This window comes from Halobacillus yeomjeoni, assembly GCF_020171525.1.
Lineage (GTDB): Bacteria > Bacillota > Bacilli > Bacillales > Halobacillaceae > Halobacillus > Halobacillus yeomjeoni.
In genome coordinates this window covers 126,113-151,746 of sequence record NZ_JAIVAI010000006.1, presented here as the reverse complement: position 1 = coordinate 151,746, position 25,634 = coordinate 126,113, and the positions used below count along the sequence as shown (strand labels likewise).

Annotated in this window: 26 protein-coding genes; 18 read left to right on the top strand and 8 right to left on the bottom strand. The window is 45.5% G+C overall.

Going from position 1 to position 25,634, the window contains the following annotated elements; all coding sequences use genetic code 11:
• The first annotated feature begins 2 nt into the window (after nt 1-2).
• The 11 genes from preA to LCL89_RS14505 all read left to right on the top strand — a co-directional run bounded on the left by preA (nt 3) and on the right by LCL89_RS14505 (nt 11,993).
• Nucleotides 3-1,289, top strand: coding sequence for an NAD-dependent dihydropyrimidine dehydrogenase subunit PreA (preA, locus tag LCL89_RS14555; RefSeq protein ID WP_224810689.1), 1,287 nt, complete (start codon nt 3-5; stop codon nt 1,287-1,289).
• 19 nt (nt 1,290-1,308) lie between these two features.
• Nucleotides 1,309-2,724 carry a dihydropyrimidinase gene (gene hydA / locus LCL89_RS14550; RefSeq protein ID WP_224810688.1) on the top strand — a complete coding sequence of 472 codons (1,416 nt, stop codon included), beginning with the start codon at nt 1,309-1,311 and terminating at the stop codon, nt 2,722-2,724.
• A 65-nt stretch (nt 2,725-2,789) separates the two neighbouring features.
• Nucleotides 2,790-4,271, top strand: a complete 1,482-nt coding sequence (locus LCL89_RS14545) for an NCS1 family transporter (protein ID WP_404813434.1) — start codon at nt 2,790-2,792, stop codon at nt 4,269-4,271.
• Nucleotides 4,272-4,353: 82 nt separating this feature from the next.
• Nucleotides 4,354-4,575, top strand: coding sequence for a hypothetical protein (locus LCL89_RS14540; protein WP_197317288.1), 222 nt, complete (start codon nt 4,354-4,356; stop codon nt 4,573-4,575).
• 72 nt (nt 4,576-4,647) lie between these two features.
• Entirely contained in the window at nt 4,648-6,114 is a 1,467-nt protein-coding gene (locus LCL89_RS14535) for a CoA-acylating methylmalonate-semialdehyde dehydrogenase (RefSeq protein ID WP_224810687.1), read from the top strand.
• Nucleotides 6,115-6,125: 11 nt separating this feature from the next.
• Nucleotides 6,126-7,484 carry an aspartate aminotransferase family protein gene (locus tag LCL89_RS14530; RefSeq protein ID WP_224810686.1) on the top strand — a complete coding sequence of 453 codons (1,359 nt, stop codon included), beginning with the start codon at nt 6,126-6,128 and terminating at the stop codon, nt 7,482-7,484.
• A gap of 88 nt (nt 7,485-7,572) precedes the next feature.
• Entirely contained in the window at nt 7,573-8,409 is an 837-nt protein-coding gene (locus tag LCL89_RS14525) for a peptidoglycan-binding protein (protein WP_224810685.1), read from the top strand.
• A gap of 201 nt (nt 8,410-8,610) precedes the next feature.
• Nucleotides 8,611-8,796 carry a hypothetical protein gene (locus LCL89_RS14520; protein WP_197317292.1) on the top strand — a complete coding sequence of 62 codons (186 nt, stop codon included), beginning with the start codon at nt 8,611-8,613 and terminating at the stop codon, nt 8,794-8,796.
• Between the two features lie 19 nt (nt 8,797-8,815).
• Nucleotides 8,816-9,121, top strand: a complete 306-nt coding sequence (locus LCL89_RS14515; RefSeq protein ID WP_224810684.1) for a DUF4212 domain-containing protein — start codon at nt 8,816-8,818, stop codon at nt 9,119-9,121.
• 15 nt (nt 9,122-9,136) lie between these two features.
• Nucleotides 9,137-10,795: a sodium:solute symporter family protein gene (locus tag LCL89_RS14510; protein WP_224810683.1), complete on the top strand. Its 1,659-nt coding sequence runs from the start codon at nt 9,137-9,139 to the stop codon at nt 10,793-10,795.
• Nucleotides 10,796-11,096: 301 nt separating this feature from the next.
• Nucleotides 11,097-11,993: an AEC family transporter gene (locus LCL89_RS14505; protein WP_224810682.1), complete on the top strand. Its 897-nt coding sequence runs from the start codon at nt 11,097-11,099 to the stop codon at nt 11,991-11,993.
• Between the two features lie 37 nt (nt 11,994-12,030).
• On the opposite strand, the gene LCL89_RS14500 is transcribed toward LCL89_RS14505, so the two are convergent.
• The 4 genes from LCL89_RS14500 to LCL89_RS14485 all read right to left on the bottom strand — a co-directional run bounded on the left by LCL89_RS14500 (nt 12,031) and on the right by LCL89_RS14485 (nt 14,162).
• Complete coding sequence (locus LCL89_RS14500; RefSeq protein WP_197317296.1) at nt 12,031-12,420, bottom strand: hypothetical protein; 390 nt, start codon at nt 12,418-12,420, stop codon at nt 12,031-12,033.
• A gap of 683 nt (nt 12,421-13,103) precedes the next feature.
• Nucleotides 13,104-13,274, bottom strand: a complete 171-nt coding sequence (locus tag LCL89_RS14495) for a hypothetical protein (RefSeq protein WP_224810681.1) — start codon at nt 13,272-13,274, stop codon at nt 13,104-13,106.
• An 89-nt stretch (nt 13,275-13,363) separates the two neighbouring features.
• Nucleotides 13,364-13,648, bottom strand: coding sequence for a hypothetical protein (locus LCL89_RS14490; protein ID WP_197317298.1), 285 nt, complete (start codon nt 13,646-13,648; stop codon nt 13,364-13,366).
• Between the two features lie 46 nt (nt 13,649-13,694).
• Nucleotides 13,695-14,162, bottom strand: coding sequence for a sigma-70 family RNA polymerase sigma factor (locus tag LCL89_RS14485; RefSeq protein WP_224810680.1), 468 nt, complete (start codon nt 14,160-14,162; stop codon nt 13,695-13,697).
• Between the two features lie 167 nt (nt 14,163-14,329).
• On the opposite strand from LCL89_RS14485, the gene LCL89_RS14480 reads away from it, so the two are divergent.
• Nucleotides 14,330-14,833 carry a sigma-70 family RNA polymerase sigma factor gene (locus tag LCL89_RS14480; RefSeq protein WP_224810679.1) on the top strand — a complete coding sequence of 168 codons (504 nt, stop codon included), beginning with the start codon at nt 14,330-14,332 and terminating at the stop codon, nt 14,831-14,833.
• A gap of 36 nt (nt 14,834-14,869) precedes the next feature.
• On the opposite strand, the gene LCL89_RS14475 is transcribed toward LCL89_RS14480, so the two are convergent.
• The gene (locus tag LCL89_RS14475; RefSeq protein ID WP_197317300.1) at nt 14,870-15,247 is read right to left on the bottom strand and encodes a hypothetical protein; all 378 of its coding nucleotides are present in this window, start codon (nt 15,245-15,247) and stop codon (nt 14,870-14,872) included.
• Between the two features lie 200 nt (nt 15,248-15,447).
• Here LCL89_RS14475 and LCL89_RS14470 point away from each other — a divergent pair, with 200 nt between their 5' ends.
• Nucleotides 15,448-15,894, top strand: coding sequence for a VanZ family protein (locus LCL89_RS14470; protein ID WP_263620730.1), 447 nt, complete (start codon nt 15,448-15,450; stop codon nt 15,892-15,894).
• Between the two features lie 28 nt (nt 15,895-15,922).
• On the opposite strand, the gene thrB is transcribed toward LCL89_RS14470, so the two are convergent.
• The 3 genes from thrB to LCL89_RS14455 are packed head-to-tail and all read right to left on the bottom strand — an operon-like array spanning nt 15,923 to nt 19,195.
• Complete coding sequence (gene thrB / locus LCL89_RS14465) at nt 15,923-16,849, bottom strand: homoserine kinase (RefSeq protein WP_224810677.1); 927 nt, start codon at nt 16,847-16,849, stop codon at nt 15,923-15,925.
• Nucleotides 16,846-17,898: a threonine synthase gene (gene thrC / locus LCL89_RS14460; RefSeq protein WP_224810676.1), complete on the bottom strand. Its 1,053-nt coding sequence runs from the start codon at nt 17,896-17,898 to the stop codon at nt 16,846-16,848. Before thrC ends, thrB begins: the two co-directional genes overlap by 4 nt.
• A gap of 1 nt (nt 17,899) precedes the next feature.
• Nucleotides 17,900-19,195: a homoserine dehydrogenase gene (locus tag LCL89_RS14455; protein ID WP_224810675.1), complete on the bottom strand. Its 1,296-nt coding sequence runs from the start codon at nt 19,193-19,195 to the stop codon at nt 17,900-17,902.
• Nucleotides 19,196-19,529: 334 nt separating this feature from the next.
• On the opposite strand from LCL89_RS14455, the gene LCL89_RS14450 reads away from it, so the two are divergent.
• The 5 genes from LCL89_RS14450 to LCL89_RS14430 all read left to right on the top strand — a co-directional run bounded on the left by LCL89_RS14450 (nt 19,530) and on the right by LCL89_RS14430 (nt 25,602).
• Nucleotides 19,530-19,784, top strand: coding sequence for a hypothetical protein (locus tag LCL89_RS14450; RefSeq protein WP_224810674.1), 255 nt, complete (start codon nt 19,530-19,532; stop codon nt 19,782-19,784).
• A 291-nt stretch (nt 19,785-20,075) separates the two neighbouring features.
• Nucleotides 20,076-21,065: a LacI family DNA-binding transcriptional regulator gene (locus LCL89_RS14445; protein WP_224810673.1), complete on the top strand. Its 990-nt coding sequence runs from the start codon at nt 20,076-20,078 to the stop codon at nt 21,063-21,065.
• 156 nt (nt 21,066-21,221) lie between these two features.
• Nucleotides 21,222-22,619 (top strand): sucrose-specific PTS transporter subunit IIBC, encoded by a 1,398-nt coding sequence (locus LCL89_RS14440; protein ID WP_197317307.1) that lies wholly within the window; start codon nt 21,222-21,224, stop codon nt 22,617-22,619.
• Between the two features lie 286 nt (nt 22,620-22,905).
• Entirely contained in the window at nt 22,906-23,865 is a 960-nt protein-coding gene (gene manA / locus LCL89_RS14435; protein ID WP_197317308.1) for a mannose-6-phosphate isomerase, class I, read from the top strand.
• 30 nt (nt 23,866-23,895) lie between these two features.
• Complete coding sequence (locus LCL89_RS14430) at nt 23,896-25,602, top strand: phospho-sugar mutase (RefSeq protein ID WP_224810672.1); 1,707 nt, start codon at nt 23,896-23,898, stop codon at nt 25,600-25,602.
• Nucleotides 25,603-25,634: the final 32 nt, after the last annotated feature.

Genomic DNA, 25,634 nt, shown 5'->3' with positions numbered 1-25,634 from the left:
GTATGGCAGATTTAAGGAGCAATCTTGCAGGAATCCAATCACCGAACCCATTTTGGCTTGCCTCTGCACCACCGACGAATTCAGGGTATCAGGTGCAGAGGGCTTTTGAGGCTGGGTGGGGCGGAGCCGTCTGGAAAACGCTCGGAGATCCGATTTTGAATGTATCCTCCCGCTTTGCCGCTGTCAGTTTCAATGGGCAGCGCGTGGCTGGTTTCAACAACATTGAATTGATCACGGATCGCCCGCTCGAGGTCAATCTGAAAGAAATTTATGAAACGAAAAAAATGTATCCCGACCATGCCATCATCGCTTCATTGATGGTCGAACCCAAGCAGGAGAAGTGGCATGAAATTGTAAAAAGAGTCGAAGAAGTCGGGGTAGACGGACTGGAACTCAACTTCGGGTGTCCGCATGGGATGGCAGAACGGGGGATGGGTTCTGCATCCGGGCAGGTTCCTGAGCTTGTTGAAAAGCAGACCTTTTGGGCGAAAGAAGCGGCCGAGACACCGGTCATCGTCAAGTTGACCCCGAATATCACCGATATCACCGCCACCGCTGAAGCGGCTGTGAGAGGCGGAGCGGATGCGGTGAGTATGATCAATACGATCAACAGTCTCGCAGGTGTCGATATCGATACGTGGAATACGATTCCTCATGTTGGCGGCAAGGGAGCACACGGAGGGTACTGTGGTCCGGCCGTCAAACCGATCGCACTCAATATGGTAGGGGAATGTGCGCGCAGTCCGCGTATCAATGTGCCGATATCGGGCATCGGTGGCATTTCCAATTGGCAGAATGCCGTTGAGTTCATGTTGATGGGAGCGTCGAACGTACAGATTTGCACCGCCGCCATGCACCATGGATTCAGGATCGTCGAGGACATGATCGACGGTCTGAACAATTATCTGGATGAAAAAGAGATCCCTTCCGTCCAGGAACTCGTAGGGAAGTCTGTTCCCAAGTACTCCGATTGGGGGAACCTCGACCTCAATTATAAAATCGTCGCCCGCATCAACAACGATGTGTGTATCAACTGCAACAAATGTCATATCGCCTGCGAAGACACGTCCCATCAGTGCATCGATATGCTGAAGGATGGACAAGGGAATCCAATATTGAAAGTCCGTGAAGAAGACTGTGTCGGCTGTAACTTATGTTCGATCGTATGCCCGGTGGAAGGAGCGATCGATATGGTCGAGCTCGAAAGTGAGCATCCTCCGATGACATGGAACGATCGACAGGCGGTCCTCGGATTGGTTCAAGAGAAAAAGGGCAACTTAACCCCTTAATTCAGAAAGGAGAAAAATCATGAAAAAAATCATTGAAAATGGAACGATCGTCACGGCTGCAGATACGTACAAAGCAGACATTTTGATTGAAAATGAACAAATCACAGCAATCGGTGAGAACCTGGATGCACCGGATGCTGAACGCATCGATGCCAAAGGGTGTTATGTCTTCCCGGGCGGCGTCGACCCACATACGCATTTAGAAATGCCTTTCGGCGGGACAGTATCGAAGGATGATTTTGAAACGGGAACGATCGCCGCTGCTTTTGGTGGTACGACGACGGTCATCGATTTCTGCCTGACGAACAAAGGGGAGCCGCTTCAAAATGCCATCGACGTCTGGCATGCCAAATCGAAGGACAAAGCGGTCATCGATTACAGTTTCCACCTCATGATTTCTGAACTGAATGACGAGGTGCTGGATCAGCTTCCTGCCATCATGGATAACGAAGGAATCACGTCTTTCAAAGTATTCATGGCTTATAAAAATGTGTTCCAGGCGGACGATGAAACTTTGTTCCGCACATTGAAGATGGCTAAAGAGCACGGCGGCTTAGTGATGGTCCATGCAGAGAACGGAGATGTCATCGATTACCTCGTCAGTGAAGCCTTGGAAAAAGGGAACACCGATCCGATTTATCATGCTCTCACGCGTCCACCGGAAGTGGAAGGAGAGGCGACAGGCCGTGCCGCTCAATTGACCGGACTTGCAGATTCACAACTGTATGTGGTACATGTCTCCTGCTCAGAAGCGGTTGAAAAAATCGCAGAGGCGAGGAGTAAAGGATTCAATGTGTGGGGCGAAACTTGTCCGCAGTACCTGGCATTGGATCAAAGCTACTTGGAGCGGCCGAATTTTGAAGGGGCGAAGTACGTCTGGTCTCCTCCACTCCGTGAAAAGTGGCATCAGGAAGTGTTGTGGAATGCGCTCAAGAGCGGCCAGCTCCAGACGCTCGGTTCAGACCAATGCTCCTTTGATTTCAAAGGTCAAAAGGATTTAGGAAAAGGGGATTTCTCCAAGATTCCGAACGGCGGTCCGATGATAGAAGACCGCGTAAGCATCCTGTTTTCTGAAGGCGTGAAAAAAGGACGCATCAGTCTGAATCAGTTCGTGGATATCATGTCGACTCGCAGTGCGAAACTCTTCGGTCTATATCCGAAGAAAGGGACCATCGCTGTCGGATCGGACGCGGACGTTGTCATTTTCGATCCGAATGTCGAACGCACTCTTTCCGTCGGTTCCCACCACATGGCTGTCGATTACAATGCGTTCGAAGGAATGAAGGTCACAGGCGAACCTGTCACCGTGCTTTCCAGAGGGGATTTCGTCATCCGTGATAAGAACTTCGTAGGCGAAACAGGAAAAGGCCGATATTTGAAGCGTGCCCGCTACAACCAACTGCTCGCTCCAGTTGATGAAAAGCTGAAAATATAGGAAGGACATGAACTGTAGAGGCACAGAGAGGAGGTGAAACGATTCACTGATTCCATTTTTGAAGAATGGGTGAAGGAGTGAGTTTATTGAAAAAAGGAGAAAGTCATCTGAGGTCTCCAGACTTGCTGCCGATCCATCAGGAAGGCAGAAAAATCACCACCTTAGGTTTTTCTTTCATGTGGGTCGGAATGGTCGTAGTATTGGCTACCTTCGCTATCGGGGGCGCCGGCGTGGCATCACTGCCATTGCCGCTCGTCATCCTGGGTACCATCATCGGTTCATTAGCCATCGGAGCCTTCATTGCGTTGATTTCCGATATCGGCATTGAACATGGGTTGTCCTTCCCGGTGTACATGCGTGCGCCGTTCGGAACGATGGGGACACACCTCCCATCTGTTGTCCGTGGGGTGGCCGCTTCCATGTGGTTCGGTATCAATACTTATTTCGGTGCAACCGCCATGAATGGAATTTTGAGTATGCTGTTCAAATTCGATAACTGGCTCGTCTGTTTCTTCATTTTCGCTTTTGTCCAATTATTGAATACTTCCCTTGGAATCAAAGCCGTAGAACGATTTGCCGATATGGCAGCCCCGACCATCCTGCTCATTTCCATTTGGATGTTCTTGGAGCTCTCCGGTACTGCGGCTGGTGAAGGACGTAACATTTGGACATGGTCTGAAAATCCGGCAGCAGGAGCCGATGCCTTTACGGCTTTCCTGGTTGTCATTTTCAGCAACATGGGCTTCTGGGCTACGCTTGCTGCAGACATCCCGTCGATTTCAAGGTTCATCAAAGCACCGAAAAATGAACGCAACTGGTTCAAACGGAACAAGGGTGCGTTGATCGGAAGTCTGGTCGCCCTTCCACTGACTCAAACGTTCATGATCATCATCGGGGCCGTCGCTTATATCGCCGTCAAAAACTATGACCCTGTCATCGCGCTTCAGGAAACAGCGACCGGCTGGGTGCTCGGTCTGTTACTTCTCATGATTGTCCTCGCTCAGTGGTCGACCAATATTTCCGCAAACATTGTGCCCGCGGCTACGATTTTTTCCAATGTAGGCGGACCGAAATTCCCGTTCTGGGCAGGCGTATTTGCAGCCGGAGTGGTAGGGACGATTGTTCAGCCGTGGAGTTTGTTTGCAGCGATCATTCCTGTTCTTCTAATTGTCGGTGGAATATTATCTGCCATCGTCGGAATTCTTTTTGCCGATTATTACTTATTGAGAAAACGAAGAGTCAATGTGTACGACCTTTACAAGTCCGATGGACAGTTCAGGTATGCCGGGGGCATCAACTTGGCAGGGTTCATCTCGTGGGTGGCAGGGGGATCTGTCTCATACTTTTTCCCGAGTTACTCCTTTTTGATCGGCTTTGGTCTCGGAGCCGTCTGCTACTATCTGCTTTGTAAGCACTGGTATTTCAAAAAATACAAACAGGCAGAAATCGAGGACCCGAGTGATGAACGTTTCCTAGGAATCACTGTCGGCCGGGACTGGGATCTTGAAGATGAAAACAGCCGGGAAGCTTTGAAAGACGCGAATTAATATCAAATATCCGTCATCCGCTTTTAGACTCGGTGATATCCATTGAGTCTAAAAGTCGTATGACTATAAGGAGTGCATATGGATGTCTGATTACCAGGAATACTTACTTGAACGAGAGAAAATTGACCATTGGTTAGACAAAGGCTACATGATTACGGACGTTACAGAAAACTTGAGCGGCGCAGAACTGACTCTGAAAAAACCGGAAAATGATCTCGAGAAGCTTCTTATTAAAACGGCAGATGGAAGAAAGTATTTCTCCAACCTTCTTTTTCAGAAGAAAGAAGAGTTGGAAAGTCGTTGATGCACGTGTTTTTAAGCCTACGTACATAAGCGTAGTGACGAAAGTTTCAACAATGAAGGAGGAAGGTCTACCATGGCTGTGACGAAAAGCGATACGAAATTACTGAAGAATTTCATTAACGGAGAATGGGTGGAGTCGGAGAGTTCAGAGCAGTTGGAAGTACCGAACCCTGCGACAGGAGAATTGCTCGCACGTGTGCCTATTTCAACAAAAAAAGATGTCGATAAAGCGGTAAAAGCTGCTGAGGCGGCTTTTCAATCATGGAAAAACGTTCCCGTGCCGAAACGGGCGCGAATCATGTACAAGTTTCACCACTTGTTGAATGAAAACCACGAAGAGCTTGCCCACCTGCTCGTTCAGGAAAATGGTAAAGCATTCAAAGAAGCCTACGGAGAAATTCAGCGCGGCATCGAGTGCGTGGAATTTGCAGCCGGAGCACCGACGCACATGATGGGAGAAACGTTATCCAATATTGCAGAAGACATTGATTCAGAAATGTTCCGCTATCCACTAGGAGTGGTTGGAGGTATTACTCCATTCAACTTCCCGATGATGGTGCCGTTATGGATGTTCCCATTAGCCATCGTCTGTGGAAATACGTTCATACTGAAGCCTTCTGAGCGTACACCGATTTTGGCCAATCGGTTGGCGGAACTGATTACAGAAGCCGGAGCTCCTAAAGGAGTTTTCAATATCGTTCATGGAGCGCATGATGTCGTCAATGGTCTGCTCGATCATGAAGATATCAAGGCGATTTCATTCGTCGGATCCCAGCCCGTCGCTAAATATGTCTACCAAACGGCAGCTCAAAACGGGAAACGGGTCCAGGCCCTTTCTGGAGCCAAGAATCACCATATCGTCATGCCGGACGCCGACTTGGATAAAGCGGTACAGAATATCATCAGTTCCACGTTCGGGAGTGCTGGGCAGAGGTGTATGGCATGCAGTGCTGTCGTCGTGGTCGGGGAAAACGACGCTTTAGTCCAGGCGCTGCGTGAAAAAGCAGACGGTTTGACGATTGGGAACGGCATGGATGAAGAAACGCTGCTTACTCCAGTCATCAGAGAGTCCCACCGCGAAAAAGTGGTCGGATATATCGAAAAAGGGGTGCAGGAAGGGGCGGCGCTGATTCGTGATGGAAGACAGGAAATGACGGATTCAAAAGACGGCAATTTCCTCGGACCGACCATCTTCGATCACGTAACACCGCAAATGACGATCGCCAAGGAGGAGATTTTTGCTCCTGTTCTCAGTCTTCTTCGCGCGGAGTCGCTGGATGAAGGATTGGATTATATCCGTAAATCCCGTTATGGAAACGGAGCCACACTTTACACGAAAGATGCATCCGCGGTGCGTAAATTCCGTGAAGAAGCGGATGCAGGAATGCTCGGCATCAATGTCGGAGTCCCTGCAACGATGGCGTTCTTCCCTTTCTCCGGATGGAAAGATTCTTTTTATGGAGATTTACATGTGAACGGAAAAGACGGAATCAATTTCTATACACGTAAAAAAATGATTACATCTCGCTACGATTATTAAGGAGGAATCCGATGGTCCATCAAATCGATCGAACGCAGGATGTATTGGAGAAGGATGAACAATTCCTCTGGCATTCCATGAAGCCCTACAATCCCGATTCAACAATGGTAGCAGCAAGCACGAAAGGGGCGTGGGTGACCGATATCAACGGGAAGAAATATTTGGATGCCATGGCAGGCCTGTGGTGTGTCAATGTCGGATATGGACGAACAGAACTTGCGGATGCCGCATATGAACAGTTGAAACAAATGGCATATTTTCCTCTCACCCAGAGTCATGTCCCTGCGGTGAAACTGGCTGAAAAGTTGAACGAGTTGCTTGGTGATGAGTACGTTATCTTCTTTTCAAACAGCGGTTCCGAAGCGAATGAAACAGCTTTTAAAATAGCGAGGCAATACCACCAGCAGCGTGGGGAGTATAATCGTCATAAAATCATATCCCGTTACAGAGCCTATCATGGAAACTCCATGGGGGCCCTTGCAGCAACAGGTCAGGCGGAACGGAAATACAAATACGAGCCGTTGTCCTCCGGGTTTCTACACGTTTCTCCCCCGGATTCGTACCGGATGACAGATGCCCATTTGGAAAATGCTCACGAAATGTCCTGTGTCCAGGAAGTCGACCGGAAAATGACATGGGAAATGAGCGATACCATTGCAGCCATGATCATGGAACCGATCATCACAGGCGGCGGGGTGCTCGTTCCGCCGGAAGGGTATATGAAAGCGATCGAAGAGACATGTGAAAAACACGGAGCCCTTTTGATTGCAGATGAAGTTATCTGCGGATTTGGACGGACAGGGGAAACATTCGGGTTCAAAAATTACGGCGTCCAACCGGATATCATAACAATGGCTAAGGGACTGACCTCCGCCTATTTACCTTTATCGGCAACAGCAGTCAAAAAAGATATTTATGAAGCATTCAAAGGAGCGGAAGATTACGATTACTTCCGTCATATCAACACGTTCGGAGGAAATCCGGCCGCTTGTGCGTTAGCTTTGAAAAATATAGAGATCATGGAAAAGGAAGACTTGTTTTCCCGTTCAAAAGAATATGGGGACCGTTTACGGTCTGAGCTGCAGACACGCCTTCATAACCATTCATTTGTCGGAGATATCAGAGGAAAAGGCATGCTCGTGGGAATTGAGCTGGTGAAAGATAAACGATCGAAAGAACCGCTGGAGGTCTCGAAAGTCAATGAAGTGATCAAGCGATGTAATCAGAACGGATTGATCGTTGGTAAAAATGGGGTCACGGTCGCAGGGTATAACAATGTCCTTACACTCGCGCCGCCATTGAGTATCGATGACGAAGAAATCACTTTCCTTATAGAGACTCTGACGAAAGCGGTCCATGAACTGAAATGATAAAGAAGCCATCCTTTTTAAAAGGATGGTTTTTTGTATGACACGTATCTGCCCCTCCTTTCGATTATAGAAGTAAGGAGGGGATCGTATGATTTCATTGGAGATCTTGAAAGAACGCAGCTTGAAAAACATGGGTCCTGTCATTCGTGAAGTCCGTGAAAATGCTTTGCGTATGATTGAACTTGCTTATGAAGAAGGTATCCAGGTGCAAATTTCTTCAGGGTATCGGTCGCTGGAAGATCAGGCGAGACTATACGGACAGGGCAGACCCGGATATATTTGGAGAGGAAGGAGATATGGTTCAAAAGGGAAAATTGTCACGTATGCATTGCCGGGTCAGAGCACCCATAACGACCGGCGTGCCGTAGATTTCTTTATTCTTTCCAATGATGGTAAGGCCCACTGGACAGTGGACGACCGCTGGAAGAGAGCAGGCGCGATCGCCAAGTCGCTCGGTTTTTCGTGGGGCGGAGACTGGGAGAAATTTTTGGACTACCCCCATCTGGAATGGCCAAAACGAATCAGTGCCGGTTATGTCCTGAAGCGAGGGGCACAGGGAGCACAGGTGAAAGAATTCCAAAATCATTTACAAAGCCTCGGTTATGACCTTTTGGTGGACGGCCGATTCGGTCCAATTACAGAACAGTCCGTACAACAATTTCAAAAGAAACACGGATTGAAAGTCGACGGTGTAGTCGGCCCGATGACGTGGAGAAAGTTGAAGATGATGGCATATCCCGGTACACCACTGAAAAGAGGGGCCGTAGGAAGAGAAGTGATTAAGGTTCAAAGGAGAATAGGCGTCAATGCGGACGGATTATTTGGAATACGGACGGAAGCGGCAGTGAAAAAGTATCAGCGTCATTTTCAAATCGAGGTCGATGGGATCGTGGGTCCAATTACTTGGAGGTACCTTTTTGGATAGATGGATACGCCCTTTAAAAGCTGACCTGCGGCTGGCAGGTCAGCCTCTCAATTAGGAAGTTAGACCCTTATTACCCAAATAAAGGTTGACAAAAAGACGGCAGTTTAGAATAATAACAATTAAATGTTCAGTAAATTCTAACTTTTTTAACAATTTTTTTAGTTGAAAATGATACCGCTTACACATGAGGGGGGAAGTTAAATGTTCATACCGATTTTCCTGGCAGTGGTTACGATTTTATCAGTAATATTCGCATTGCGAAAAAAACGTCCTTTGTTTTTAGCACTGCCTTTGGTAGCGATGATTACGATCGCTTTTATTAAGATCATGAGTGTCCCGCTTCCTTTTTGGGAAACGGTCCAATTCATATTTAACTTAAGAGGATAACACGAGAGGAGGTGTAACTTTGAGAAAAATCGACCGGGCTCACGCAGATGCTTATTTCCGTGTCCGCACGACGATGATCGCCATATACTTATTCATCGGGTTGAGTGTTTCCTTTGGTGTGGCTTTTTTTGCCCGTGAACTTTCGCACTTCACAGTGATGGGGGTTCCATTCCACTACTATATGGGATCGCAGGGGGCAATCGTAACATTTATTATACTGCTGTTCGTCAACGCAAAAGTAAGTGATGTCATTGATGAAAAATTCGGGATCTCTCCAAAACAGCTAGAGAAAAGCAAACAGGAAGACAGAGCGGTCAATCAGTAACTTAGGAGGAAAGGTATGGATGCACAATTTCTTGTTTCGCTTAGTTTAATCGGAGCAACATTCGCTTTATACATAGGTATTGCCATGTACAACAAAGCAAAAGCCACGGATGATTTTTATGTAGCAGGCCGAGGGGTCCCTCCTGTTTATAACGGGATGGCCATCGGAGCCGATTGGATGAGTGCAGCTTCATTCATCGGTTTGGCAGGTACGGTCATGATCTTAGGATATGATGGGCTTGCGTATATCATGGGGTGGACAGGCGGTTATTTATTACTGACTTTCCTTCTCGCACCTCAGCTCAGAAAATACGGTCGTTATACGGTACCGGAATTCATCGGGGACCGATATAAAAGCAACACCGCGCGCTTGCTCGCGGCTGTCGCTACGATCATCATCAGTTTTACATACTCGATTGGACAACTTTCCGGTTCTGGTGTAGTTATCGGGCGTCTCCTCGAAGTCAATACAATCATCGGTACACTGATCGGGGTTGTTCTCATCGCTTTTTATTCAGCACTCGGAGGGATGAAGGGAATCACATGGACCCAGGTCGCTCAATATATCGTGCTGATCATCGCTTATTTGATTCCTGTCATTTTCATGTCCTTACAACTGACTCAAAACCCGCTCCCATGGATGTCCTATGGTAGTGTCATGTCTGAAATGAGCGCGTTGGACAGGGAGCTTGGCGTATCGGAATACCTCGTTCCATTCACGGAAGGGAGCAAGTGGCAGTTCTATGCCTTGATGTTCACGTTAATGTGCGGAACCGCTGGTCTGCCACACGTAATCGTCCGCTTTTACACGGTTGCGACGATGAAAGCAGCCCGTTGGAGCGGGGCGTGGGCACTGTTATTCATCGGACTCCTGTACTTATCAGCTCCAGCTTATGCCGCTTTTTCCCGTTTCATTTTAATGACTCAAGTTGCAGGATCTTCCTTAGATAACCTGCCTGCCTGGACATCCGCGTGGGTGGATACCGGACGTCTTTCTGTGGCAGATGGTAATGGGGATGGTGTCCTGCAATGGTCGGAACTCGTCATCAGTAATGACATCGTGGTCATGGCTACGCCGGAAATCGCAAACCTTGGAATCTTCGTCATCGGTCTGATGGCAGCAGGGGCGATGGCCGCTGCATTATCCACGGCCGGCGGATTGATGATTGCTATTTCTGCATCACTGTCTCACGATATTTATTACCGGACGATCAATCCGAATGCCAGTGAGAAGAAGCGTCTGGCTGTCGGACGCTGGTCCATCGTCATCGCTACTGTAGTCGCCGGACTGGTCGCTTTGAACCCACCAGGGGCGATCACACAAATCGTCGCATGGGCTTTTGCCCTCGCATCAGGAACCTTCTTCCCGGCCTTGCTGCTCGGCGTATGGTGGAAACGCGCAAATGGACCAGGTGCAGTCGCAGGGATATTGGTCGGTCTATTCGTGACACTTGGCTATATCTTTGCATCCAAGTTCGGCGGATTTACGATATTAGGAATCATCGACACGGGAGCAGGGGTGTTTGGTGCAACGTCAGCCATTCTCGCCAACGTGGTCGTATCATTGATGACCAAGCCGCCTTCCCAGAAGATCCAAGAGGAAGTGACGGATCTTCGTTACCCTGAACAAATCGAGTACAAAGATGGAGAGGTGTGGCTGAAGGACGCCAAATGATTTTTCATGAAATAACCCTCGGGTCCAGGTGACCTGAGGGTTTATTTTGTGCCATCGTGTCGGTTGGTGGGTCAATCAAACGTTTGTTTTTCAGGTGGATCTTGGTGGAAGGTAGTATTTATCAGCGAAAAAGGACTGGTTATCAGCGGAAATTATAATTTATCAGCGAAAAATTCATTTTATCGGCGAAACTTGAATTTTATCAGCGAAAAACCGAATTTATCGACCAAACTCCCATTCGCGCCGCCATATATTTCTGATACACTGATAGAGTTCTACCAGAAAGGAGGGAAGCTCGCATATGGCGATATTCTTTCAAGTGGTACTTCCTGTCATTCTTGTATTTTTTGCAGGATTCGTTTTACAAAAAGTATTGAAGCTGGAAATCAAATCGATTTCCACTGTTGCCCTATATATCATGCTGCCCTGCCTGGTTTTTGAGACCTTTTATGATGCGACGTTCGATCGCGATTATTTGATGATGGTCGTTTTTTCAATCCTGTTATTGTTCGCCATCGTCCTCATCAACAAAGTGGCAGCCAAACTATTAAACTATGATACGCCTACAGAAAGTGGACTCATTCTATCTACTGCCTTTATGAACGCAGGGAATTACGGTGCGCCCATCGTCCTGTTCGCCTTCGGTGAAGAGGGATTCGTCTATTCCGTTTCCTTCCTTGTCCTGCAGCAGATTGTCATGAACTTTTTCGGTGTCTATTATGCCGCTAAAGGTTCGGCTGGCATATCCATGGCGGTCAAGACGGTTTTGAAAATGCCGCCTACCCATGCCGTATGGCTGGCCCTACTTTTCAAGTATATGAATGTACCGATTTCTGAAAACTTGATGTCGAGTATCCAGCTGGTGGGAAATGCGACGATTCCCACAGTCATGGTCTTGCTTGGAATGCAGCTCGCCAACATTACAGTGAAGAATCTTTCTTGGGATAAAATTTCCTATGCAGCTTCACTGCGTCTGATCGGTTCACCATTGATTGCCTGGGGGCTGACAGTGATCTTACCGATGGGGGACATGATGGCGAACGTCCTGATCATCTCAGCAGCGATGCCGTCGGCTGCTACGACGACGATGTATGCCGTCCAGTTTGATTCAAAGCCCGATCTTGTTTCAAGCATCACTTTGATCACGACAGTATTAAGTATAATTACAATACCAATCGCTCTAAATATCCTCACATAATTATAAAGGAGGCAGGCCGTTGAAGTGGCCTGCCTCCTTATTTGTTTCCTTCCTTCTGCCGCTTGAATATCATATAATCAATGAGTGTTTTTCTCAGGAGACTTTTCCTTTCTTCCAACCCTTCCCGCAGGTCTTCATTCCGCTGATGTAACTCTCTCATCTTTTCTTTCAACTTCTGGTTGTTCCTGATGCTTTCTTCATGTTTTTTTGAGGTTTTCAAAAGGCAGTCATTCAGTTTCTTAAGCTCGTTGATTTCATTTTCGAGCCGTTGATTCTTCGATCTTTCTTTGATTACAAGGAGAATCAGGAATAGAAAAATGAAAAATAAAAGGACGGATGCCAGGTAAACCCACTGAATGCCGCCATTAAAATCATAAAGAGACTGAAATGGTTCTTCATTAGTCACAAAACCGAATGGCTCATTCACGAATTCTCCCTCCAATCATTTTCGTTCCATTATATACCAATACCCGATTTTCAAGAAAGCAAGCTCGAATTTATTCCTTTGTCTGTTGGCTCTGTTAAAGTCTGTTGTTTACTAAATAGTCTTCGTCTAGGATTAGGTGTCCGGTCCGTTATTTACGCAGAGTATGGGATGGCAGGGAAAACAGTCCGCTTTCCGCGGGGAACGCTGAGCCTCCTCAAACTTCGTTTTCCGGGGTCTCACCTTGTTCCTTTTTCCCGCAGGAGTCTACCTGTTTTCACTGCCTTCCCTTTCGTAGTTGGTGTAACGGACTTCGGTAATGGCCTTTCTGACCCTTCTACTTGGAAGAGGCGGCCTTGGAAATGGCGAGACTCCTGTGGGGTAAAGGTACATCGTGAGACCCCGGAAGGCGCAGCCTGAGGAGGCTCACGGTACCCCACGGAAAGCGAGTCATTTCCAAGGCCGCCTCAAACAAATTCCAGGACAGAAAGAGCTGATATGAGCTCACATGTGAAATAACAACACCAAGCAATAACAGAGCCTTTCTGCTAAAAGAGTGATGTTGATTTATAGAAAGGTGGACGATTTCTGCGTGAAGCGAATGGGTTTCGAAAGCCACTCACCTCTCACAAAACCCTCTAAACTAAATAAATCCATCCCCTCACAATGGGGATGGATTCACAACTTTAATCAGTATCCTCTTTTTCCTCTTTCTTCGATTTGAAGAACATATAAAGATTACCGCAAATGAATGCAGTTGATAAAACAACGGCCATTGTAGATAGATCAATGACATCAGTGGTGAAACCGATCACCAAATAACCGGCAAAGAATAAAGCAAAAATTAAATAATACACAATGATCTTCCTTTCTTACTAAACACTGAACCTATTATAACACTGGTGAAAAAATGAAAGAAACGCCAAGCCTTTGCCTGACGTTTCTTTCAACCTGGTGGGTACATGAAAAAGCGATAAATGGTGAACTCGTTTCCTTCTTCCACATCATAAGATTCGATGGGGATGGAAGCATAAAATTCTCCGTCCACCTGTTCGATTGTAATGATGGTTACGTACTCTTTGTCTTCTAAGATGGGGATCGGGATGGGATTAACAATTTCGACCATCCATTGGTAGGCTAATCTTTCGCAAAACGCGTGAGTGAATTTAGTAGGGGCGTCGTCTAACCAGATGTGGACAAGGGGCATCAATGATCGTGCCGATTGTTCCAATAGTATTCCTCCGTATCAGTGGTATGAATAAATAAGTTCCCTATCATCATAAGGAATAAACGTACAAGTGTGACAACTTTTCTTTTAATTTTTTCCGGGTCCTCTTCACAGTAGATATACTGATGTTTTTCTGTTCTGCGGTTTCATTGACCGTGTATCCTTCATAAGCAAGAAGAAGAACATCTTTTTCAAAGGCAGATAAATGAGAATGGTAAATAAGGTCATGCAGCATCAGTGTAGTGTCGATCGTGTCCGGCGGCTGCACCGGTGAAGGCAGAAGAAAACAGGAGGAGGTGTAGCGTTTTTCATTTCGATATAAGTTCTTATAGTGGTGGTAAAGTTCGTGGACATAAAAGGTGGAGAACTTTGAACGCTTCGGGTTATACCGGCATAGACAGTTGTTAAAGACGAGGAAAGCTTCCTGGATGTGATCATCATAAGGTTTCGGGATGTTCATTCGTTTCAATGTGTAATAAGTGAGTTTTCGAACCTGTTCAAAAGAATAAGTAGACATGCAGGGCTCCTTTCCTTATCCATTATCCCTTTAAATCTATGAAAAGGGAATAGAAAATTCAATTTTTGTAAGAAAATTCTATCAATTTATAAAAAGTTGCCCATTTTATGACACCAAAATGGAAGTTTTAAACGATTATAGTTATGGAAGGAAAAAAATTGAAAAAGATGAGGTGTCGGAAGATGATGGACGATCAGGAATTTGAAAGAATTGTATATGAAAATGAACGGCTGATTCATTACCATATCAGGAGTTTACAAATTAATGATAGAAATGGAGACTTTTTCGCAGAAGGGTTGTTTGCATTATGGCAGGCTTTCAGTACATACAAGCCTGAACTCGGACAATTCTCCACCTACATAAGCTGGAAAATCAGGAACGCACTCATAGATAAAATCAGAAAGGATAGTAAAACAGAAGAAGTGGAAGCCCGCTTTCAAACGCTCTACAAGCACAACGCCTTCATAGAAAATGAAATACATGACGAGTTGTTTTGGCAGCAGGTGAAAAGCCATCTTTCAACCAATCAATGGAAGTGGGTCTACTATTACATAATCCTCGATCGGTCGGTTGAACAAATCGCTAAGCTTGAAGGAGTGACCCCGAACGCGGTTAAGAATTGGGGGAAGCATGCAAGAAAGAAATTAAAGGAGATTCGTTTCGATACATAAGGAAACCCTGAAGAATAAGTTCCCCAGGGCCTTCTATTATTTTTCAATTGTGATATTGATTTTGTTCAGGCCTAAAGCGTAAGCAGCTTTGATCAACTTAGCAGCTTCCCGTTCAGCATCGTCAATTTTAATGTTATTTCTTGAGATGCTCAATGTTGTCCCGCCAGACACCATTGATGGAGATTCCTCTGTCTGTATATCGTTTAGAGAAAAAGCCATAGAAGGGTTAACTTCTTGAATTTCTTCATTTCGCTTACGATTGACGCGGCCACGAATTTTTCTGCCATGATAAACGACGCTTGCGTAAGGGCACCCTGTCTCAGCTGAGATTTCGCGGTAATTTTTCTCTGTTTCTCCAATCAGCCGCTTGACCTCGCCAAGGTCGTAATCATATTGTTTACTTCTCTTCGCCATTTTTAAAATCCCCCTTTTCTTCTGCATACAAATATTGTATCCAATAAAACTGTACTTTCATAGTAAAAACTATTATTTTTCTGGTTTTTAGAATAAATATATGATTTATTTGGTTATAGTATACTATTAATCACAACAAAAGTAGGATGTGTATATACATGGTAAAGAAAATTCTATATCTTTCCTTACCTATTCTAATAATGTTAGTAATTTTCAGTTTTTCTCATCAGCCTTATCAGGAACAGGACATCAAGCCATCGATGAATGAATATCTCCCCTTGGAACACATCGAACCGCTGGTTGAGCCGATCGACTTCACTTATATGAATAAACCGGTCAATGTGGAAACCCATGGTGTCGATGGGGTGGTGGAATTTTTGATTCGGAAGTCTGCTCACTTCGGCATTTTCTTTGCATTGATGGCGGCGACGGTGTTAGCGCTCCATAAGGTTTTTGAGTTCAAGTTTTCCAAAGTCCTGCTTCTATCATTGGTCATTACAGTGGGGTACGCTGCTCTGGATGAATTTCACCAGTCGTTCACGCCGAATCGGACACCTTATGTAGGAGATGTAGTCCTCGACAGCATGGGAGCGGTGACAGCAGGATTCATGATCTACACCGTATTCTTCTGGAAAAGAAGAAAATAAAGAACCGAGCGGTTATCCGCTCGGTTCTTTATGATTCAAGGGGAGTGCGTTTGGAACACTCTTTTTGTTCGACGGTTATTCCGTCTACGTCGGCTTTCAACGGAAGAATACTGCATTCAGGGAAAAGGGACTGAAGATTTTCTTTTTGTTGAATGTCGAATCCATCATACAAAGCGATCATGGTCGGACCAGCACCACTGATATATAGACCGAGAGCATCTTCTCTGACGCTTTCTTGGACTAAGTCGAACTCAGAGATCAGCTGCTTCCGGTAGGGCTGATGCCATTGGTCCCGGGTCATCATTTTACCGGCAAGTTTCCAATCTTTTGCTGCTAAAGCGGCGACTAATACATTCGCTTTTGCACTACTATGGACACCATCTTTGTAATCGATGCTTCTCGGGAGCAGCTGGCGTGCCTTTTCCGTTTCCAAATGATAACCAGGAACGATGGCTAACCAGGTGAGGATTTCCACCCCATCCGTGAAACGGACGTAATCAAGTTCGTTTCTGTCGTAGCTTGAAATCATGATGCCTCCGCATATGGCGGGGGCGACGTTATCCGGATGTCCTTCGATGGCACAGGCAAGCCTTACTTTCTCATAGTCACTCAATTGTAAGTCGAGAATTTGGTTGGCGAGTTCGATGCCTCCGACGACAGCCGTCGATGAACTGCCCAAACCTCGTGAAACCGGTACATCATTCACTGCACGGACATGATAGGCCGGTAGAGAATCATAGTCGTATGCATTAGCCGTGTACAAGGCAGATTTGTAAATTAAATTGTTTTTCCCGGAAGGAATGTGAGCACGATCTTGTTCAGGAACAGAGAAAAACCATTCTTCAGCCGGCTCACAATGTAAAGTGACATAAAGAGAAAGGGCAATGCCGATCGAATCGAATCCAGGCCCTAAGTTTGCTGATGTTGCGGGTACTTGGATCTGAAATGCATTCATGATTTGACTCCTGTCACGGCTGATGCGAATGCTTCGAAATCATTCTCAATGACCGTCGGTTGGACAGGGCTTTGATCAATCGCAGTGGCTGGATCCTTCAAACCATTCCCAGTAAGGACATGGACGACTTTCGAGCCAGGTGGAATCGTGCCGTCTTTCACTTTCTTAATGGTTCCGGCAAGAGAAGCACAGGAGGCAGGTTCCGCAAAAACGCCTTCCGATTGTGCCAACCATTGATAGGCATGGACAATCTCTTCATCTGTCACCTCATCAATCAAACCACCGGACTCTTCCTTCGCCTTGATCGCTTTATCCCAGCTTGCAGGATTACCAATACGGATAGCAGTTGCTAACGTTTCTGGATCCTCAATCACTTGATTACGAACAATGGCCGCAGAACCGCTCGCTTCAAATCCCATCATCTTCGGTAATGCATATCCGAACTCATGGTACTCTTTGAATCCTTTCCAGTACGCGGTGATGTTCCCCGCATTTCCGACAGGGATGGATAGAACATCCGGCGCATCACCCAGAGCATCACATACTTCAAAAGCAGCCGTTTTCTGCCCTTCGATTCTATAGGGGTTCAAAGAATTGACGAGCGTAACCGGTTCGTTTTCTGCGATTTTTTTCACCATTTCCAACGCCTGGTCAAAGTTCCCTTTGATCGCGAAAATTTCAGCACCATACATGACCGCCTGGGCGAGTTTCCCTTGAGCGATTTTCCCATCAGGAATGACGACGATACAACGGAGCCCCGCCCGTGCTGCAAAAGCGGCAGCTGAAGCGGATGTATTACCAGTAGAAGCACATATGACAGCTTTCGATCCTTCTTCAATCGCTTTTGCCATTGCCATCACCATCCCCCTGTCCTTGAATGAACCTGTCGGGTTGGCACCTTCAATCTTTACGTAACCCTCGATTCCAAGTTCTTTAGATAATGTAGGGATTGGAAGCAAAGGAGTGTTTCCCTCGCTTAAGCTAAGTTCAGGCGTTCGGTCAGTTACTGGTAAAAGGTCACGGTAATGATGAAGCAGTCCTTTCCACATATCAACTTCCTCCTTCTACACGGAATATGCTGTCGATGGATTTCACCGAAGCTAAACCTTCGAGATCCTGTCTGGCTTTTTCAAAATCTTCTTCACTGACTTGGTGGGTGACCATCATGATTTCCCTCTGGTCCTCTTTTTCTGAGGAACGTTGGATAATCTGATCGAAAGAAATTCCATATTCAGCGAAGATGTGGGTCATTTCGTTCAACGTACCCGGCTGGTCCTGTACTTGAAGTCGTAAATATTTCTTTGTCCATTGCTGCTGCTTCGCTTTTACCTGCGTCGGGAACTGCGGTTGTACATAGGCGGTTCCGGTCGTTCCGAGACGAATGTTTTTCAGGACAGCGATCAAGTCGGATACGACCGCTGTTGCTGTCGGCAGTTTTCCTGCGCCTGGTCCGTAAAACATCGTTTCTCCGATTGCATCTCCGTACACATATACAGCGTTGTATTCGTCGTTAACGGAAGAAAGTGGGTGATGAATCGGAAGTAGTGTCGGTTCTACACTCACGGAAACACCTGACTCGTCATTTTCAGCAATACCGATCAGCTTGATACGGTAACCGAGCTCCTCAGCATATTTTATATCTTCGAGGGAGATCCCGCGGATCCCTTTTACATCCACATCCTCTAATTGATAGGGCATGGAAAATCCTAGTATGGATAAAATCGTCATTTTTCTTGCTGCATCCAGACCATCGACATCTGCTGTAGGATCAGCTTCAGCAAATCCGAGGTCCTGGGCTTCTTTCAGGACGCTGTCAAAATCGACTCCCTCCTGTGCCATTTTTGTCATGATGTAATTGGTCGTCCCGTTCACGATTCCCATCATCTTTGTTATCCGGTCAGAAGATAATCCGTCCATGATTGAGCGGATGACAGGAATTCCGCCTGCTACACTCGCTTCATAAAACAGGTCACATTTGTTTTCCTGGCACGCCTCAAAAAGTTCAGCACCGTGCTTCGCAATCAAATCTTTGTTTGCGGTCACGATATGCTTTCCGTTTTTTATTGCTTTCATTAATATCGTAAACGTGTGATCGATTCCACCCATTACCTCTACGATAACGTCTATATCAGGGTCATTCGTAATATCTTCATGACGATCCGTCAATAATGTAGAAGACGTGGGAAGCTCTCTCTTTTTGGATGGATCATTAACAAGAGCAGCTTTGATCGTCACATCACACCCCGTTTTATGTTGAATCCTCTCTTTATGATCGTGAAGAATTTCAACGACACCGCTTCCTACAGTGCCTAAGCCTAATAATCCTACAGTAATGGTTTGTTTCATCGTTCACACTCCTTGTCCACTTGGTAGATACATTGTTCTTTGTATAAGGGACATTGTAACTGAACAAGAAGAGAGTGACAAGCTAGATTTCTAAACAATTAGAATTGAAAGAAAATTGTAATTGTATTTACATATTTATAAACTTGTAGATTCCTATTTAAATAGGAATGAAAAAAATATTTTTTACGGAATTTTAATATGAAAGTTATGATTATATAGACTTATTCATTTGAAAAGATAATTATCATACTTTGTATAATTTTGCATAAACTTGACTTATTTTAGGAAATCAAATATAAATAATTATACCTATATAACAGAAGGGAGGGAGTTGATGAAGATTGCTTTGGTATGTCCTCTGACCGGTCCGTTGAAAAAATACGAATTGATTATTGATGAAATCGTCCGGGAGATGGGGTTCGGTGGAAAAATCGAAGAATTCAAACAAGAAGGAAGAAAGATCGTTTATCGAGAAGAAGATGAGCTTTATTCGATGAGCACGGAGGAAATGAAAGACGCATACATGGACAGGAGCATCAGGGATCACTACAGAAATCTATTCAGCCATCAATCTACCAATCAGTCTTAATCATAGTAATGCTCCCTGGGAACGTGCGTTTCTGGGGTTTTTTTGACCCTGTCATTCTAGGCTTACACGGTCTCGTTCCTCCTCGTGATTGATCTCCAACTCTTTTCCTTCCAAAATTCCCCTGATCTAATACGATTTTAATATTCCGGCTCCCACCATAACTCTTCAATGACTTCCTTCGCTGCCTGCTTTTCTCGAACGTATAACTGAAATAACACTTCGCCCACTGGACAAACGGTAAATTTTTGAATACGATTACATGTGAAAAGGATTCCATGGAGGATGAAAGCTATGACAACCATCAACGATATTGCAAAAATGGCTGAAGTATCTCGGACAACTGTTTCGAGAGCCTTGAACAATAGTGGTTATGTAAGTGAAGACGTCCGAAAGCGGATCATGAAAATCGTCGAAGAGACGGGTTATATGCCAAGTCAGTCGGCCAAGTCTCTCCGGACGAAACGATCCGGAGTCGTCGGGGTCATCCTGCCACGCTTAAGCACAGAAACTTCATCCAGAGTCGTTCGCGGCATTAACGACTTCCTGGCGAAGCAAGGGTATCAGATTCTGCTGACAGACACAGAACTGGACTCTGATAAAGAAATCGATTATATCCGTCTGCTTAAAAGCCGGCATGTAGATGGGATCATTCTATTGGCGACTAATGTGAATGATCGATTATTAAAAGCCATCCATGATGCCGATATCCCGTTCCTTTCCATCGGTCAGGAGCTGCCGGGAATCACTTCATTGGTTTATGATGATTACCATGCGGCGAGTGATTTGACGAATATGTTGATTCATAAAGGGCATGAAAAAATCGGTTTTATCGGGGTCACGAAGGAAGACCCCGCTGTAGGACAGCTGCGAAGTAAGGCATACAAAGATACGATGGAAAAACGAGGTCTTCCTGTGAAAGATCATTGGATCGGTGAAGGTGACTTCAGTATCGAATCAGGTTACGAGCAGATGAAAAGAATATTGAAAAACAGCCTGAGTGATGTACCGACAGCCGTCTTTGCGGTAACGGACCGGATGGCGATCGGTGCGATAGAATACTTGAAGGAACAGGGATACCGCATTCCGGAAGATATGGCTGTAGTAGGAATAGGTGCTTCAGCGATGTCCAAATATCTGACTCCTTCGCTGACGACGGTAGACTACTTTAATGAAGAGGTAGGTAAGAAAGCCGGAAGTTTATTACTGGACAAAATTAACAATAAAAAAGTTGAAAAGAAATTTGAGCTGACTTATAGACTAATTTTACGAGATAGTGTATAGTACAACGTGAAAACGCAATCATGTAATCGTTCACACATTGAAAGATATTAAAAATATACTGCAATTTTAAATACCTATTCATGTAAGACTGTTTTTTTATGAGTGATGTGTAATCGATTACACAATTTAACTGAAATTCAGAAAGGAGAATCATTCATGGCCGATAATTCGCAAATTGCTAAACAGGTCATCGAAGCAGCTGGTGGAGAAGATAACATCGCTTCAGTAGCACACTGTGCCACACGTCTTCGAATCATGCTGCACGACAAAGAGAAAGCGGATATTTCCGCTGTAGAGAATGTGGATAAAGTCAAAGGGGCTTTTTATAACTCTGGACAACTTCAAGTCATCTTCGGAACAGGTACCGTTAACCGTATTTATGAAGAAGTGACGAAACTGAATGTGCAAGGAACTTCCAAATCAGAAATGAAGGAAGAAACGAAAAAACAGGGGAATATGTTCCAACGCTGGATCCGTACGTTTGGTGACGTTTTCGTCCCAATCATCCCGGCACTTGTTGCGACAGGTTTGTTCATGGGTCTTCGTGGCCTTGTCACTCAGGAACAGATTCTTGCGATTTTTGGATTGACGCCTGACAGCATCTCAGATAACTTCATCCTGTTTACACAAGTCTTGACGGATACGGCGTTCATCTTCCTGCCGGCTCTAGTTGCCTGGTCTACGTTCCGCGTATTCGGAGGAAGTCCGATACTCGGTATAGTCATAGGGCTCATGCTCGTATCGCCGGCACTGCCGAACGCATGGGTCGTTGCAGGCGGAGATGCAGAACCGATCATGTTCCTTGGATTCATCCCGGTCCTTGGTTATCAGGGATCCGTTCTACCAGCATTCATTACAGGTATTGTCGGAGCTAAATTAGAGAAAGCCATCCGTAAGAAAGTACCAGAATCACTGGATCTGATCTTGACTCCATTCTTAGTTCTATTGATCATGATCACGCTCGCGTTATTCGTCATTGGACCGATCTTCCACATCGTAGAAAACGGAATCTTCTCTGCGACACGTGCGGTTCTTGAACTGCCACTTGGTTTGAGTGGTATCATCATTGGTGGTCTTCACCAAATCATCGTTGTTACAGGTGTTCACCACATCTTCAACTTGCTGGAAATTCAACTGCTTGAACGTGTGGGTGAGAATGCGTTCAACCCACTGATCACGGCTGCAATCGCCGCTCAAGGTGGTGCTGCACTGGCAGTAGGTGTGAAGTCTAAAGCTAAGAAAATGAAAGCATTGGCTCTGCCTTCTGCACTTTCAGCATTCTTAGGTATTACAGAGCCAGCGATCTTCGGTGTCAACCTGCGCTACATGAAGCCGTTCATCATGGGTCTGATCGGAGGAGCTGTCGGTGGTTTCTTCGCATCCATCACAGGCATAACAGCTTCCGGTATGGCGATTACGGTTATCCCAGGTTCTCTGCTTTATCTGGATAGTTCATTCATCTTCTATCTATTGACGAACCTGATTGCCATCGGTGTCGCATTCGGTCTGACATGGGCATTCGGCTACAATGATAAGATGTTGGAAAACAAATAATGTATAGATAGTAAGAAGACCAGGTCATCGATGACCTGGTCTTTTTTGTTGAGGGGTCTGTACGGTTGAGGTGAAAATACGCAATAGTGCGGTGAAAACTTGCAATGTAGGTCTGAAAATACGCAATAACGCAGTGAAAACCTGCAATATAGGGCTGAAACTCCGCAAATAACAAACTTAAAAAACAGTCGATAATAAGGGAAAAGTTAACATCTACTTTATAAGAAATTGTAAAATCTATGGTACAATGAAGGATGGAAGCGTTACAAAGAAAGGCGGATCGACGATGTACAAGGAACCGATTTTTTTAAAGCCTGAATTCAAAGAACGAATTTGGGGAGGAACGAAACTGAACGAATTGTTCCACTATGACATTCCTTCAGACCAGACCGGGGAAGCTTGGTGTATTTCCGGACATGCCAATGGTCCGAATACCATCCAGAACGGTCCCTTGAAAGGAAAGACGCTGGCGGAGGCGTGGGATAATCACCGTGAGCTTTTCGCTGATGAAAAAGGAGAGGAGTTTCCTCTTTTAGTGAAAATTTTGGATTCCAAAAGTGATCTGTCTGTCCAAGTACACCCGAACGACACATATGCCCGGGAAGTTGAAGGGCAGAATTATGGCAAAACCGAATGCTGGTACGTCATCGATTGTGAAGAAGGCGCAGAAATCATTTTTGGACATCATGCCTCTGATCGACAGGAATTGGAGGAGATGGTGGAGAAGGGAGAATGGGACAGCCTTTTACGCAGTATTGAAGTTCATCCAGGGGATTTCTTTTATGTCCCAAGCGGAACCATCCATGCGATCGGTGGAGGAATTCAAATCCTTGAAACCCAGCAAAGCTCGGATATCACATACAGAGTTTATGATTATGACCGAGTTGGAGACGACGGGAAGAAAAGAGAGCTTCATTTGGAAAAATCCCTGGAGGTTACGAATGTCCCTCACAAAGATCCGGAAATCGACCGCGTGCAGGACATCGAAGCGGATCTGCGCATAGAAACATTGATTGAACAAGAATACTTTTCTGTTTTCCATTACGACTTGGAAGGTAGAAGTGTGGAATTACAGCCGGAAACATACTTATTGTTCAGTGTGCTCGAAGGAGATGGAGAAGTGAAAACGGATGGTAAGGTTCATTCCTTTGAAAAAGGAGACCATTTCATCATCCCGTCTACTGTTGATACGTATGAACTGGAAGGGAATGCTTCATTCATCGTTTCCCGTTCGAATAAAAACTGACATAGTTACTTACTAAAAGGAGTGGTGTACATGTGGAAAGAGCAATACAATCGCTGGAAAGAGTATAAGGAGCTTGATAAAAAGTTATCAAGTGAGCTTGATGCGATCGTTTCTGATGAACAGTCGCTTGAGGATGCTTTTTACAAGAACCTGGAGTTTGGTACCGGCGGTATGCGTGGGAAGCTTGGACCAGGAACAAACCGTATGAATATCTACACTGTACGTAAAGCGGCCGAAGGACTTGCTTCTTACGTCAATGATCAAGGGCTCTCGAAGCGAGGAGTAGCGATTGCTTATGATTCACGCTACATGTCGAAGGAGTTCGCAGTGGAAACAGCTCGCGTTCTTGGCCACCACGGCATCCCTTCTTACGTATTCACCTCATTAAGACCGACTCCGGAACTTTCTTTTGCTGTCCGTCATCTGCAGGCAGCGGCCGGGGTAGTTGTAACGGCAAGTCATAACCCTCCTGAATATAATGGTTTCAAAGCTTACAATGAAGACGGTGGGCAATTGCCTCCATTGCAGGCAGAGTCGATGATCGACTTCGTCAATCAGGTGGAAAACGAACTGCAGGTTGAAGTTGCTGATCAGAAGGAGCTCGAGGACAATGGGCTGCTGAAGTGGGTGGATGAAGAAGTCGATCAAGCCTACTTGGAAAAATTGAAAACGGTGACTGTGAAGCCTGAAATCGAAAGAGATATATCGCTGGTGTTCACTCCATTGCATGGTACGGCTCGTGATCTCGTTGAAAAAGGATTGAAGCAGAGTGGGTTTTCTTCCATACATGTCGTGGAAGAACAAGCGAAGCCTGACCCTGAGTTTACGACAGTTGCCTCTCCAAACCCGGAAGAACATCAAGCCTTTGAAATGGCAATCGACCAAGGGAAATCCATCGGTGCTGACTTGCTGATGGCGACTGATCCAGATGCGGACAGATTGGGTGTCGCTGTTCCGGATGGTACAGGAGACTACAAAGTTCTGACTGGAAACCAAACCGGTGCTTTAATGCTGGATTATATTTTAGAGCATACACCGAACCTTCCTGACAATGGTCAACTGATCAAGACGATCGTGACTTCTGAATTCGGTCGTGTCATCGCCAATTCTCATAATATAAGCACGCTGGATACATTGACAGGGTTCAAATTCATCGGAGAAAAAATCCGTGAATATGAACAGACAGGAGATCACACTTTCCTCTTCGGATATGAAGAAAGTTACGGTTACCTCGTCAAAGATTTCGCTCGTGACAAAGATGCTGTACAAGCGGCGGTCTTAATTGCTGAAGTCGGTGCTTACTGGAAAAATCAAGGGATGACATTGATCGATGCTCTTGAAGAACTTTACCAAAAGCATGGGTATTTCTTAGAAGACCTTCTTTCAGTGAAACTGGAAGGTAAATCCGGTGCAGATACGATAGAGAAAATCATGGATGATTTCCGAAATGCGGATATCAAAGAAGTTGGAGGGAAGAAAGTTGTGGCCATTGAAGATTATGCTACAACGGTCCGTCGTTATATCGAAGGCGATACGACAGAAGAAATCGACCTGCCGACATCAAATGTCCTGAAATTCATTTTGGAAGATGACTGCTGGTTCTGTTTACGCCCATCCGGCACTGAGCCGAAAATCAAGTTCTACTTCGGCGTCAAAACTGAATCAAAAGCAAAAAGTGAGCAGCTGATTGAATCCTTGAAAGATACAGTGAATGAACGCTTGCATGTTTTGATCTAATCCTTAAATAAATTAAACGATGAAGAGCAGGA

Coding starts and splice junctions, on each gene's coding strand:
- preA (WP_224810689.1), top strand. CDS start 3: ATGGCAGATTTAAGGAGCAATCTTGCAGGAATCCAATCACCGAACCCA.
- hydA (WP_224810688.1), top strand. CDS start 1,309: ATGAAAAAAATCATTGAAAATGGAACGATCGTCACGGCTGCAGATACG.
- LCL89_RS14545 (WP_404813434.1), top strand. CDS start 2,790: ATGGGTGAAGGAGTGAGTTTATTGAAAAAAGGAGAAAGTCATCTGAGG.
- LCL89_RS14540 (WP_197317288.1), top strand. CDS start 4,354: ATGTCTGATTACCAGGAATACTTACTTGAACGAGAGAAAATTGACCAT.
- LCL89_RS14535 (WP_224810687.1), top strand. CDS start 4,648: ATGGCTGTGACGAAAAGCGATACGAAATTACTGAAGAATTTCATTAAC.
- LCL89_RS14530 (WP_224810686.1), top strand. CDS start 6,126: ATGGTCCATCAAATCGATCGAACGCAGGATGTATTGGAGAAGGATGAA.
- LCL89_RS14525 (WP_224810685.1), top strand. CDS start 7,573: ATGATTTCATTGGAGATCTTGAAAGAACGCAGCTTGAAAAACATGGGT.
- LCL89_RS14520 (WP_197317292.1), top strand. CDS start 8,611: ATGTTCATACCGATTTTCCTGGCAGTGGTTACGATTTTATCAGTAATA.
- LCL89_RS14510 (WP_224810683.1), top strand. CDS start 9,137: ATGGATGCACAATTTCTTGTTTCGCTTAGTTTAATCGGAGCAACATTC.
- LCL89_RS14505 (WP_224810682.1), top strand. CDS start 11,097: ATGGCGATATTCTTTCAAGTGGTACTTCCTGTCATTCTTGTATTTTTT.
- LCL89_RS14485 (WP_224810680.1), bottom strand. CDS start 14,162: ATGTCTACTTATTCTTTTGAACAGGTTCGAAAACTCACTTATTACACA.
- LCL89_RS14480 (WP_224810679.1), top strand. CDS start 14,330: ATGAGGTGTCGGAAGATGATGGACGATCAGGAATTTGAAAGAATTGTA.
- LCL89_RS14475 (WP_197317300.1), bottom strand. CDS start 15,247: ATGGCGAAGAGAAGTAAACAATATGATTACGACCTTGGCGAGGTCAAG.
- LCL89_RS14470 (WP_263620730.1), top strand. CDS start 15,448: ATGTTAGTAATTTTCAGTTTTTCTCATCAGCCTTATCAGGAACAGGAC.
- thrB (WP_224810677.1), bottom strand. CDS start 16,849: ATGAATGCATTTCAGATCCAAGTACCCGCAACATCAGCAAACTTAGGG.
- thrC (WP_224810676.1), bottom strand. CDS start 17,898: ATGTGGAAAGGACTGCTTCATCATTACCGTGACCTTTTACCAGTAACT.
- LCL89_RS14455 (WP_224810675.1), bottom strand. CDS start 19,195: ATGAAACAAACCATTACTGTAGGATTATTAGGCTTAGGCACTGTAGGA.
- LCL89_RS14450 (WP_224810674.1), top strand. CDS start 19,530: ATGAAGATTGCTTTGGTATGTCCTCTGACCGGTCCGTTGAAAAAATAC.
- LCL89_RS14445 (WP_224810673.1), top strand. CDS start 20,076: ATGACAACCATCAACGATATTGCAAAAATGGCTGAAGTATCTCGGACA.
- LCL89_RS14440 (WP_197317307.1), top strand. CDS start 21,222: ATGGCCGATAATTCGCAAATTGCTAAACAGGTCATCGAAGCAGCTGGT.
- manA (WP_197317308.1), top strand. CDS start 22,906: ATGTACAAGGAACCGATTTTTTTAAAGCCTGAATTCAAAGAACGAATT.
- LCL89_RS14430 (WP_224810672.1), top strand. CDS start 23,896: ATGTGGAAAGAGCAATACAATCGCTGGAAAGAGTATAAGGAGCTTGAT.